We start from the raw sequence: 13743 nt of genomic DNA, 5'->3' as shown, positions 1-13743 counted from the left end.
GGATCAAGGCTTGCCCTCCGACGCGGAAATGCCGAACAACCGCATCACGTTGCGCACCAGCCCCTTCCCCGCCACCGCCGCGGCGGGCTCCTTGAGGTTCTCCGGAAGCTCGGCGGCGACCTGTGACAACGTCTGCGTCGCCAGACGCACCAGTCGGATCCGCGCGCCGGTGTCGCGTGCGACGCGGTTGGCCATCTGCACCGCCAGCATCGAATGGCCGCCGAGATCGAAGAAGTTGTCGTCCGGCCCTGCCGTCGTGGCGAGCAGCTCCGTCCAGATCCCCACCAGGTAGCGGACGCGCGGATCGGCGATCTCTTCCATCGCCGGTGCCGTGCCTTCGGCCCCGGCAGCAAGCGGAAGCGGCAATGCCTTGCGGTCGATCTTGCCGTTCGGCAACAGCGGCATGACCTCCAGCGCGACGATGTGCTGCGGCACCATGTAATCCGGCAGCACGGAACGCAGGCGCGCACGCAGTCCGGCGACGTCGATCTGCGCCCCGGCACGCGGCACCGCGTAGGCGACCAGACGCACGTCACCCGGCCGGTCCTCGCGCACCACCGCCACCGTGCTCGCGACGGCAGGATCGGCCGACACTCGCGCCTCGATCTCGCCCAGTTCGATGCGATGACCGCGCAACTTCACCTGGAAGTCGAGGCGTCCGAGATGTTCCAGCGTGCCATCCGCACGCCAGCGCCCGCGATCGCCGGTCCGGTACAACCGCGCTCCGTCTGCGGACGAATACGGGTCCGGCACGAAACGCTGCGCATCGAGCTCCGGGCGCAGGTGGTAGCCGAGCGCGACGCCGTCGCCGCCGATCCAGATTTCGCCGGGCACACCGACCGGACACAGCTGGCCGCGCTCGTCGCGCACCCACACCGTGGTGTTGGCGATCGGGCGTCCGATCGAAATGCCGGCTTCGGGATGTTCCACCTTGCAGCAGGTCGACCACACCGTGGTTTCGGTGGGGCCGTACATGTTCCAGACTTCAGCACAGCCGCCACGCAGCTGCGACGCAAGTTCCGCCGACAGCGGTTCGCCGCCGACCAGCACGCGCAGGCGGGGCGCGCCGCGCCAGCCCGCATCGATCAGCATCCGCCACGTCGACGGCGTGGCCTGCATCACCGTGGCGCCGCTTGCAGACAGCAGTACTGCCAATGCATGGCCATCGCCGGCCTGCTCGCGGCTGGCGATGATCACTTCGGCACCGATCGACAGCGGCAGGAACAGTTCCAGCACCGCGATGTCGAAGGAGGTCGTCGTCACCGCCAGCAACCGGTCATTCGCGGCGAGCCCGGGCTCGCGCTGCATGCTGGCGAGGAAGTTCAGCACCGCGCAATGCGGAATGCGCACGCCCTTGGGCTGGCCGGTGGAACCCGATGTGTAGATGGCGTAGGCGACCGACTCCGGATCAGTCGCGTCCAGTTCCGGCGCGGTCTCGGCGATTGCAGCGTCGATCGCCGGCCGGTCCTCGTCGAGCAGCAGCAGGCGATGCCTCGGGAAGTCCATGGGAGCCGCGAGTTGGCCCTCGGACACGATCAGCGACAGCCCGGCGTCCTCGGCGATGAAATGCAGCCGCGCGGGCGGATAGCCCGGGTCCAGCGGAACGTAACCCGCACCCGCCTTCAGCACGCCGATCATGGCCGCGACCAGGTCCGGGCCGCGCTCCAAGCAGATGCCGACCAGATCGCCCTGGCCGACGCCTCGCCGGCGCAGCGTGTGCGCGATGCGGTTGCTGGAAGCATCCAGCGCGGCATAGGTGACCGTTCTCTCGCCGAAGCGAAGTGCCGTCCGGTCCGGCGTGCGCCGCGCCTGCTGTTCGAGCACGGCGTGCAGCGTCTGCGTGCCGGCCGGCTCGCTCGCGGTATCGTTCCATGCACGCAGCGATTCCTGGTCGCTGGCGGCGCACATGTCGATGTCGCCGACCGCCCTGGAAGGATCGGTGCGCAGCGTATCCAGCATCCCCGCCAGGCGCTGATGGAACCGTGCCACCGTCGCGGACGCCAGGATGTCGGTGTTGTAGGTCAGGCCGCCCACCAGTCCCTGTGCGTTCTCGACGAACCACAGGCCGATGTCCTGGCTGGTTCCCGGCTGGAACACCGGGAACCGCTCGTGCTTGAGCGCGCCCCAGTGGGTCGGTCGCTGGCGCACGTCCTGGAACGAGAACAGCGCCTGGTAGATCGGCGACCGGCTCGGATCGCGCGGGATCCGCAGCGAGCGCACGAGTTGCTCGAACGGCACATCCGGATACGAGAACGCCTCCACCACCCGTTCGCGCACGTGCCGGACTAGATCGACGAATGGCCGTTCCGGATCGACGCTCAGGCGCAGCGGCAGCATGTTGACGAACAGGCCCATGACACGCTCGAGCGCCTCGGTCGGGCGATTGCGCACCGGAATTCCGATCACCAGCTCGCGCTGTCCCGTCATGCGATGCAGCAGCACGCAGTACGCAGCCAGAAGCGTCATGAACAGCGTCGCTTCGGCCTGCGCACCGAGCGCACGCAGCGACTCGGTGGTGGCGCGGTCGAACTTCAGCCACTCCGTGCTGCCCCCGCCACTCATCTCGGGCGGACGCGGGAAGTCGGTCGGCAGGTCCAGCGGCTCCAGCGCGCCCTGCAACTGGCCCTGCCAGTACTCGAGCTGCCGCTTGAGTTCGTCACCGCTCAGACGCTGCAGGTGCCATTCGGCGTAATCGCCATAGCTCACCTCGAGTTCCGCGAGCGGCGCGGGCATGCCGCGGCTATAGGCCGCGTACAGCGCGGACATCTCTTCGTAGAACAGGTCGAACGACCAGCCGTCCCAGATGATGTGGTGGGTCATGAAGAACAGGACATGGTCCTGCGGACCCAGCCGAAACAGGCGGGCGCGGAACAGCGGCGCCTCGTCGAGCCGGAATGGCTTTGCAATCAGGCTTTCGATGCGGTCGCGCAGCAGGCGCTCGCGACTGCCCTCGTCTGTATCGGAGAAATCCTCCAGTGGCAGCAGCGAGACATCGATCGAATCCTCGATCTGCTGCACGGCGTTGTCGCCATCGCTGTCGGTCACGAAGCGCGTGCGCAGCGACGGTTGGCGTCGAACCACTTCCTGGAACGCACGCTCCAACGCCTCGATGTCGAGGTCGCCACGAAGGCGGTGCGCGGACGGCGTATTCCACGTCACCCCGTCGGGTTCCATCTGCTCCAGCACCCACAGGCGCTGCTGCATCAGCGACATCGGCGCCCTCGCCTGCTGCGACCGGCGCGACACCACCCAGCTCGGATGCGCATCGCCGCGCGGTGCGTCCTGCTGCTGGCGCAACTGCTCTGCCAGCCGCGCCGGCGTCGGCGCATCGAACAGGCTGCGCAGCGGCACTTCCATGGACAGTTCGCGGGTCAGCCGCGCGCACACCTGCGCCGCCAGCAGCGAGTGACCGCCGAGCTCGAAGAAACCGTCGTGGATGCCCATCGACGTGCGGCCTAGCACCGACGCCATCGCCGAAGCCACCGCCTCCTCCAGCGCGTCCCGCGGCGCGGCCTGCTCCGCATCGCCCGAGGCTTGCTCGAGCTCCGGCGCGGGCAGCGCCTTGCGATCGACCTTGCCATTGGGCGACAGCGGAATCGCATCCAGCACGATGAAATGCGAGGGCACCATGTACTCGGGCAGGCCCGATTTCAGATGTTCGGCCAACGCCGAGGCATCCAGCGAAGCACCCGCGCGCGGCGCCAGGTAGGCGACCAGGCGCATGTCGCCCGGCCGGTCCTCCCGCGCGATCACCACCGCCTGCGCAACGCCGGGATGCGTTTCGAGCCGCTTCTCGATCTCGCCCAGTTCGATGCGGAAGCCGCGCAGCTTGACCTGGAAGTCATTGCGGCCGAGATACTCGATGCTGCCGTCGTGCCGCCAGCGCCCGAGGTCGCCGGTCTTGTACATCCGCGCCCCGGCCTCGCGCGCGAACGGATCGGCCAGGAAGCGTTCCACGGTCAGTTCGGCGCGATTGAGGTAGCCGCGTCCGACCTGGATGCCGCCAATGAACAGCTCGCCCGCCACGCCCATCGGCACCGGCTGTCCGTACCGGTCGAGCACGTACATCCGCGTGTTCGCGATCGGCCGGCCGATCGGCACCGTGGTTTCCTTCGCGCCCGGCAGGCAGGCCCAGGCGGTGACGTCGACCGCCGCTTCGGTCGGACCGTAAAGGTTGTGCAGCTCGATCCCGGGGATGCACTCGTGGAAGCGCGTCGCCAGCGACGCCGGCAACGCCTCGCCGCTGCACATCACGCGGCGAAGGGAGGCCATCCGGCCGCGCTCGACCGTCGACTCCAGGAACACGTGCAGCATCGACGGCACGAAGTGCATCGTCGTGATGCGCTCACGCTGGATGACATCGGCCAGGTAGGCCGGATCCTTGTGGCCGTCGGGACGAGCCATCACCAGCCGCGCACCCGTCATCAGCGGCCAGAAGAACTCCCACACCGACACATCGAAACTGAAAGGCGTCTTCTGCAGCACCGCGTCGTCGGCGCCGATCCTGTATTCGTCCTGCATCCACAGCAGGCGGTTGACGATGCCGCGATGTTCGTTCATCGCGCCCTTGGGCTGCCCGGTCGAGCCCGAGGTGTAGATCATGTAGGCCAGGTGGCTGGAATCGAGGCCGGCGCGTTCGAGATTGGCGCCGCTCTGGCTCGCCCATGCCGGCGATGGTGCATCCAGCACCAGCACGGTCCGCGCACCTTCGCCGAGCAGCCCCTGCAGGCGCGCCTGGGTCAGCACCACGCTGGGAACGCTGTCCTCCAGCATGTAGGCCAGGCGGTCCGGCGGATAGGTCGGATCGAGCGGCACGTAGGCTGCGCCGGCCTTGAGGATGGCCAGCAGTGCGACCACCATTTCCGGGCTGCGTTCGGCACAGACGGCTACGCGCTGGTCCGGCCCGGCGCCGAGCGCGCGCAGGTGCCGGGCCAGCCGGTTCGCGCGCGCATTGAGTTCTGCATACGAAAGGCCATGTCCGTCGAATACCACCGCCGGCGCTTGCGGCGTGCGTTCGACCTGCGCTTCGACCAGCTCATGCAGGCAACGGTCGAGTGCGTAGTCGGCCTCGGTGTCGTTCCACTTTTCCAGCACCTGCCAGCGCTCGGTCTCGGACAGCAGCGGCAGCCGGCCGAACGCCCGGTCCGGCTCGGCCACCATCGACTCAAGCATCGTGCGCCAATAGCCGCACCAGCGCCGGATGGTGCTGGCATCGAACAGCGCGGTGTTGTACTGGCATTCCAGGCGAAGCCCGGTTTCGGTTTGCACGGCGTTGACGAACAGCTCGAAGTTCTCGTGGCTGCGCGGGTTGGTCGCGAAATCCAGTTCCAGGCCAGGCAGCGCATGGCGCTGCTGTTCCAGTGCCTGGTCGATGTTGAACATGACACTGATCAGCGGCAGGCGCGACGGATCGCGGCCGATCTTGAGCTTCCGCATCAGCGTGCCCAAGGTGTAGCGCTGGTGCTCGATCGCATCGAGCAGGGTCGACTGCGCCTGCGCGAGCGCGTGCGCGACCGGCTTGTCCAGTTCCACGTCGAACAGCAGCGGCAACGTGTTGACGCAGTGGCCGACCAGATGGTCATGCCCATCCAGGGCCTGCCCTGCCGCGGGAATGCCCACCACGATCTGCGACTGCCCGCTGAGGCGTGCCAGCAGGCCGGAGAAACTGGCCAGCAGCGTTGCGAACAGGCTGAAGCCACGCTTGGCACCCAGCTTGCGCAGCGCCTCCACCAGTGTCGCATCGAGTTCATAGTCCTCGCGCGAGGATGCGAAGCTCCGGCGCGCCGGGCGCGGACGATCGCTGGGAAGGTCGAGCACCGGCGCTTCGCCGCTGAAGCGCGACAACCAGTAACGCTCGTCCTCGGCCAGCACCGGCGCCTCGCTTTGCGTCAGTGCGTAGTCGGCGAAACTGTCGGCCGGCGCGAGCTCCTTCATCGACACGCCAGTCCGCCTGGCGTAGAGGGCACCGAGCTCCTGCACCAGCACCCACCACGACCAGCCGTCGCAGACGATGTGGTGCGCGGTGAGGATCAGGACGTGCTCTTCCGGCGCCAGCTTCAGCAACTCGGCGCGGAACAGGGGGTCGTGTTCCAGCGAGAACGGGGTGTCGACCGCCAGGCGCAGGTGCCGGTCGACCAGTTGCGTGCGGTCCTGCCGATCGAGTGCGCACAGGTCGCGCTCGTCGATCTCCAGCGTCACGTGGTCCAGCACGCACAAGGTTTCGCCGTCGGGCCCGAAACCCGAGCGCAGGGCGTCATGGCGGTCCACCAGTTCCTGCAGCGATGCACGCAACGCGGCGACGTCGAGGCGGCCGCGCAGGCGCATCCGCGCGGATTCGTTGAACGCCAGCGAAGCATCCGGACCGAGCCGGTCGGCCAGCCAGATCTCGCGCTGCGGCTCGGTGGTCGGCACCACCCTCGCCAGCGCACCTTCGGCAAACGGGTCGTAGTCGACCGGATTCTGCAAGGACGGCCGCACGGTACTCATCCCCCTCATCCCCCCACCTTCAGGTATTTGCCGGGCTGATCGGGATTCGGTACGAACCAGGCGGGACGCCCGTCGGGATCGCGCCCGAGCCGCGCACCGGCCACCGTCGGCCGGGTGGAATCCATCACGGTGTTCGGCGTCGCGCTGTGCCGGGGCAGGAACTCGGCCTCCTGCAACTCGACCACCGACTCCTTGAAGGCGGTGACGATGCGCTGGATGTCGGCCTCGGTGTGCGCCGTGGTGAGGAAACAGGGGAAGTTGTCGAGGATGTGCACGCCGCGGCTGCGCATCATCGCGAACAGCAGGTCCTGCAGCGGGTGGTCCTCGAGGAAGAACGTCTTCCATACCGAGGAGAAGCTCCTGACTTCGATCGGCGCTCCGCGCTCGGAACAGAACCCGTTGAGCTCCGTAACCATCGCCTTGGCGCGATCGTTGAGCGATTGCTGCAGCGACTCGCCGTGCGCCTTGATGTGGGTCAGCACGGCGTGCGCGGCTGCGAGCGCCAGCGGGTGCCGCACGAAGGTGCCCGCGAAGTACGTGACGCCCACGGTCGGCACGGAGTCGTCGCCGAACTGCCAATGGCCGCCGTCCAGCGCATCCATATAATCGCGTTTTCCGGCGATGACGCCGATCGGATAGCCGCCGCCGACCACCTTTCCATACGTTGCCAGGTCGGCAGCGATGCCGAACAGCCCCTGTGCACCGGCCGGATGCGCGCGGAAACCGGTCACCACTTCATCGAAGATCAAGAGAGCGCCGGCATCGGAGGTGACCTGGCGGAGTTCCTTCAGGAACTCGCGCGGCTGGAAGTCCGGGCGCCGGCTCTGCACCGGCTCCACCAGCACCGCGGCAATCTCGCTGGCGCGCTCGCGGATGATCTGCATCGATTCCGGCGTGCCGTAATCCAGCACCAGCACGTGCTCGGCGGTGTTGCGCAGGATGCCAGGTGCGGCTGGCACCGCGCGCAGCTTCTTGGTGCCGCGCACGATCATCTCGTCGATGATGCCGTGGTAGGAGCCGGTGAACAGCACCACGGTCTCGCGGCCCGTGACGGTCCGGGCGACGCGCAGCGCGCCGAGCACCGCTTCCGAGCCGGTATTGCACAAGGCGGCGCGGTCGTGCCCGGTGACGTCGCAGACCAGCCTGGCCACCTCGCCCGCCAACGGATGTTGCGGACCGATCTCGTAACCCAGCTCGAGCTGCTGCCGGATCGCATCGAGCACGAAGTCCGGCTGCCATCCGAACAGGCTCATGCCGAAGCCATTGAGCGCGTCGACGTAGTCGTTGCCATCGAGGTCGACCATGTGCGAGCCCTTGGAGCGCTCGATCACGATCTGGTAAACGATCTCCTTGGTCAGCGGGCGGAAGCCGTTGACGACACGCGGATCGGCCATGTGGTCGCGATGCTGCTGCGTGTACTCCTTCGACTTGCGCGTGCGCGCCACGTAGCGGGCCATGAAGTCGTCGAGCCTGGCGCGCTGCCGGTCGCTGAGTTCGATCATCGAGTGGCTGTCGATACGCGCGATCGCGCCGAAGGCCTTCTTCACGTCGTAGCGGGTGTGGGCCAATGCGGCCTCTTCGTCGGTTCCGCCTTCGCCAGCGGCCGGCGGCGCAGCAGCGACGACTGGCGCCTGCGCCACCGGAGGCGGCGGTCCGACGGATGCGGCAGGCGCCATCGGCGGCGCCGCGCCGCCCATTGCCGGACTGCCCGACAGCAGCGCAAGTTGCTGCGCCATCAACTGCATCTGCTGCGCGATGACCTGGCGGGCGAAATCGCTTGTTCCGGCCGCCGCAGGCATCGCCGGGATCGGCGGGATCGCGGCAACCGCCTGTCCAGCAGCGGCAGCCGGCATTGCGGGCGGTGCCACTGCGGGCGACGGTGCGGGCATCGCATCGGGTGGCAGCGCCGCGTCGATCATCGCCGCGAGCCGTTCGAGGCTGGCGCAGTCACCCATCAGCTGCCGGAAACTGACTTTGACGCCGAACGTCTTCTCCAGCTGCAGCGCGACCTGGGTCAGCATCAGGCTGTCGAGCCCGAGCTCCATGAAGTTCGCCTCGGGCTCGGCGTCGGCCATGTCGAATCCGGCCACATCCTCGAACACGTCCTTCAGTTGCGCGACCAGGCGCGGACGACGATCGACGGACACGGCGGGAATGGCGGATTGCGGCATGGTGTTCTCCAGAACCGTCTCGTCGACGGCCACGGGGGACGGAGCCGGCGCGATATCGGCAGCCACCGCCGGCATGGCCGGAGCGGCATCGACCCAGTAGCGCTGGCGTTCGAAGGGATAGGTGGGCAACAGCAGGCGGCGACGGTGCGAACGCCGGTCGAAGCTTTCCAGGTCGGGCGCGACGCCGCTGCACCACAACGCACCCGCAGCCGCGAAGAACGCGGAGCGTTCGCGATCGGGCTCGTCGGCCAGCGTGGCGATGGCGACGGTCTGCTGCTTCTGCGCCAACGGATGCTGCCGCGCCAGCGTCGACAAGGTTGCTCGTGGGCCCGTTTCGAGCAGCACGTGGCCGGTGTTCTCAAGCAGGCGTCCCAACGCCGCCGCGAAGCGCACCGGCTCGCGAAGGTGCCTTGCCCAGTAGTCCGGCGACACCGCCATGTTCGCGTCGAGCCAATCGCCGGTGGCGGTCGAGATGATCGGAATGGAGGGCGCCGATCGCGTGATCGCGGCCACTTCCGCGCGGAATGGCGCGACGACCGGATCCATCATGGCCGAATGGAAAGCGTGCGAGGTACGCAGTGCGCGGCACGCGACGCCCTCGCCTTCCAGTTGCGCCTGGAACGCCGCCAATGCTTCCAAGGGACCGGCGACGACGCAACTGCCGGGCGCGTTCTCGGCCGCCAGCGACAACGCCTCGGGAATCCTCGGCAGCAGGTCGTCCAGCGCCAGGCGTACCGACAGCATGCCGCCCGCCGGCTGCGCCTGCATCAACGCGCCCCGTCGCGCCACCAGGCGCAACGCATCGGGCAACGCGAAGACGCCGGCCAGCGTGGCCGCGACGAACTCACCCACACTGTGGCCGATCATTGCTGCTGGCGTCACGCCATGGCTCATCCACAGACGTGCCAGCGCGTACTCGATCGCGAACGTGGCCGGCTGCATGATCGATGTCTGCAGCAGTGCCTGCTCGTCGACCGAGAACATCCGCTCGCGCAGATCGAAGCCGAGTTCGTCCGCCAGCATGCCGGCGCACTCGTCAACGGCAGCACGGAATGCCGGCTCGCTGTCGTAAAGTCCGCGCCCGATGCCGGGATAAGTGGCGCCCTGCCCCGGGAACAGAAGCACGGCGTCGCGCCCGCGCGCAGGACGGCTGCGCATCGCGGTGGCATTGGTCTCGGGCGAATCGAGCGCGGTCGCGGCCGCCTCCACACTGTCGGCGGCGATCGCCAGACGATGCGCGAAGGCCTTGCGTCCTACGGCCAGTGTCCAGGCAACGTCGGCCAGGTTGGCATCCGGGTGGCTGGTGAGGTGCCCGGCGAGGTCGGCCGCGGCGCGCGCCAGTGCAGTGGGCGTGCGCGCCGAAAGCACCAGCAGTTGCGGACCTTCGGCCGGTTGCGACTCGGGTCGCAGCGGCGCTTCTTCGAGCACGACGTGGGCATTGGTGCCGCCAACGCCGAACGAGCTGACACCTGCGCGGCGCGGCTGTTCGCCGCGCGGCCACGCACTCAGCGACGCGTTGACCACGAACGGCGATCCATCTAGCGCGATCGAGGGATTGGGCGCATGGAAATGCACGTTGCCCGGGATGCGCTCCTCGGTCAGCGCCAGAGCGGTCTTGATGACACCCGCGGCTCCCGCTGCGATGACGGTATGGCCGACGTTGGTCTTGACCGAACCGATGCGGCAGAAGCCGGTGTCCTGCGTGCTGCGATGGAACGCCTTGGTCAGGCCTTCGATCTCGATCGGGTCACCCAGCGGCGTCGCCGTGCCGTGCGCTTCCACGTAGCCGATGCTGCGCGGCGCCACGCGGGCGTCATCGTGCGCGGCGGCGATCACCGCCGCCTGCCCCTCGCTGCTCGGCGCGGTGAAGCTGGCCTTGTAACCGCCGTCGTTGTTGACCGCGCCGCCGAGGATCACCGCATAGACCGGATTGCCGTCGCGGACTGCGTCGGACCAGCGCTTGAGCAGCACCACGGCCGCGCCGTCGCTGAACACGGTGCCCTGCGCGCGCGCGTCGAACGTGCGCGTATGCCCGTCCGGCGACAGCATCGCGCCTTCCTGGTAGCGGTAGCCGCTGTGCGGTGGGCACGTTACCGACGCGCCTCCGGCCAGGGTCATCCCGCAGCGGCCCGCACGCAGGCTGTCCATCGCCTGGCAGATCGCCACCAGAGAAGTCGAGCAGGCCGTGTGGACGCTGATCGCAGGCCCCGTCAGGTTGAGCTTGTGGGCGGTTCGGGTGGCGATGTAGTCCTTCTCGTTGTCGAGCATCACCTGGAATGCGCCGATGCGGTCGATCAGGTCACCGCGTCCCGCCAGGTGCCTCTGGAAATAGGTGGCGTTGTACATGCCGGCGAACACGCCGATCCGCGACGTTCCTTCGTCGGGCACGTGCCCGCCACGCTCCAGGCATTCCCAGCACAGCTCCAGGAAGATGCGCTGCTGCGGATCCATCAATTCGGCTTCATTCGGACTGATGCCGAAGAACGCCGCATCGAACTGATCCACGCCCTCGATCACGCCGCGCGCGGGCACATACGACGGATCGCTGCGCTCGGCCCAGCCGATGGACGGATCGAGCTGGTCCGCGGCGAACACGGTGATCGAGTCCCTGCCTTCGCACAGGTTGTTCCAGAAGGCTTCGATGTCACCGGCCCCCGGGAAACGGCCGGCCATCGCCACGATCGCGATCGCCTCGTGCACGCTGTCTGCGCTGGCAAAGACCGGCTCACGCGGCTCCTGCTTCGCGGTGGCGGCACGCGTGCCCAGCTCCAACGCCAGCATCGCCGGCGTCGGGCAACGGAACAGGACGGTCACGGCGATGCCCGCGGCATGCACCGGGAACAGGTGGCGCAGTTGTTCGAGCAGGCGCAACCCGACCAGCGAGCTGCCGCCCAGTTCGAAGAAGTTGTCGTTGCGCCCGACGCGCTCGACGTCCAGCAGCGACGCGAAGGCCTCGCAGATCCGATGTTCGGCGTCGTTGACCGCGGGTTCGAACGCGGCGGCCAGTTCGGGACGGCTCCGGTCCGGTGCCGGCAGCGCACGGCGATCGAGCTTGCCGTTGGCGGTGACGGGCAAAGCGCCAAGCCGGATGTATCGCACCGGCACCATGAAATCAGGCAGACGTGAGGCGAGATACGACCGCAACGCGGTCGCCGAGGGCGGCTCGCGACGGGCGACATAATAGGCGACCAGGCGCTTGTCGCCGGGTTGATCGGCGCGCGCGAGCACCGCGCACGACTGGATCGCGGAGTGACGCGCGAGCGTGGCTTCGATCTCGCCCAGCTCGATGCGGAAACCGCGGATCTTGACCTGCGTATCGGCGCGGCCGACGAACTCGATGGTGCCGTCGTCACGCCAACGCACCTGGTCGCCGGTGCGATACAGCCGGTCGCCCGCTTCACCGAAGGGATTGGCGACGAAGCGTTCGGCGGTCAGCTCCGGACGGTTGAGGTAGCCCCGGGCCAGACCCTCCCCGCCCACGTACAGCTCGCCGATCACGCCGGCGGGTACCGGCTCCCGGCGGGCATTGAGGATGTAGACCTGCGTGTCCGCAATTGGACGCCCGATCGGAATCGAAGTGCTGTCCTCGTCCGGAACGTCATCGATCGCGTGGGTGCAGGTGAACGTGGTGCATTCCGTGGGGCCGTAGCCGTTGCGCAGGCGCGTGGCGGGCGCCTCCAGCCGCATGCGGCGCACGTGCTCCACCGACAGCGCCTCGCCCCCGGTGAACAGCTCGTCCAGCCCGGCCAGGTGCTGCGGATTCTCGTCGACTACGGTGTTGAACAGCGCCGCCGTCAACCAGGCCGTGGTCACGCCATGGCGCGAGATCGTCGAGGCGAGCCCCTCGCCAGTCGGAACCGCTTCCCCGTGCACGACCACGCAACCGCCATTGAGCAGCGCGCCCCAGATTTCAAGCGTCGATGCATCGAACCCCAGCGGGGCCGCATGCAACATCCGCGTGCTCGAACCCAGCTCGATGTAAGCGACGCCGCAGACCAGGCGCAGGATGGAACGATGACGGATCTCCACCCCCTTGGGTGTTCCGGTCGATCCCGACGTGTACATCACGTAGGCGAGCGAATCGCCGGTGCTGACGATGTCGTCGGTGGCCGCCCAGTCGTGGTCGCTCCAGCCGTCATCGATGACCAGCGCGTGCGTACCCGACGGCAGCGTGAGCTCGTCGCCATCCAGGTCGACCAGCACCACGCTGGCACCTGCGTCGTCGACCATGAACTTCAGGCGTTCGCAGGGATGATGCGCATCCAGCGGCAGGTACGCCGCGCCCGCCTTCAGGATGCCCAGCACCGCGACGACGGCCGACACCGAGCGTTGCGCGGCGACGGCGACGACGCCGCCCGGCCGGACGCCGGCCGCATGCAGGCGTCGCGCCAGGATGTCCGCACGGCGGTCGAGTTCGGCATAGCTCAGCGTCGAAACGTCGTCGATGGCCGCGGGCGCATCCGGCTGCCGGTCGCGGATCTCGGCGAAACGGCCGTGGACGGTCGCACTTCCGCTCTTCGCGACCGAGGTGTCGTTCCATTCGCCCATCACCCGCGAACGCTCGTCCTCGCTCATCAGGTCCAGGCCTTCGAAGGTCGCGGCCGGCTGCGCAAGCCAGTGCAGCGCCCGCTGCACGCACTGCCATACCAGTTCCATGGCCTCGGAACCCAGCGGCTCGCGATAGGTCACCTCGACTGTGCTTCCGTCGACCACGCGCCAGGCCGAATTCGCCGACGCGGTGTCCGGCTCGCCACTGCAAGTGGCCCACGCCACCTGCCGCAGGGGTTTCGTACCGGCACGCATCGCCGAGGCAAGATGGGCACTCCAATCCGCGCAGGGTCCACGCTGGGGAACGCGGGCGTCGACCTGCACGATGCCCGCGCCGATCTTCGTCGCGACGACGTCGTCCTGGCCGGTCAGGCGCGATTCGACCACGGCGAGCGCCGCCGTCAACGCCTCCTGATCAATGTCAGCGAGGTCCGGATCGAGCGTGAAGCGCATGGCCGCGCACCCGGCATCGCCGGCACGCTGGGGCAGCACGTCCAGCAATGAAAGCCTTTCTTCCTGGTTCGGTGCGTGCATGGCC

General features: G+C 68.2%; 2 protein-coding genes. Both read right to left on the bottom strand.

Going from position 1 to position 13743, the window contains the following annotated elements:
* Nucleotides 1–3: 3 nt before the first annotated feature.
* A complete protein-coding gene (locus IU514_RS09675; RefSeq protein ID WP_194930912.1) occupies nucleotides 4–6486 on the bottom strand; it encodes a non-ribosomal peptide synthetase in 6483 nt (2160 codons plus the stop codon).
* A gap of 5 nt (nucleotides 6487–6491) precedes the next feature.
* Nucleotides 6492–13739, bottom strand: coding sequence for a hybrid non-ribosomal peptide synthetase/type I polyketide synthase (locus IU514_RS09670; RefSeq protein WP_228760626.1), 7248 nt, complete (start codon nucleotides 13737–13739; stop codon nucleotides 6492–6494).
* Nucleotides 13740–13743: the final 4 nt, after the last annotated feature.

This window comes from Lysobacter niastensis (assembly GCF_015453285.1).
GTDB classification, from domain to species: Bacteria; Pseudomonadota; Gammaproteobacteria; order Xanthomonadales; family Xanthomonadaceae; genus Lysobacter_J; species Lysobacter_J niastensis.
Note: the sequence above shows the minus strand (reverse complement) of the source record. Positions and strands in the feature narration are given on the sequence as shown.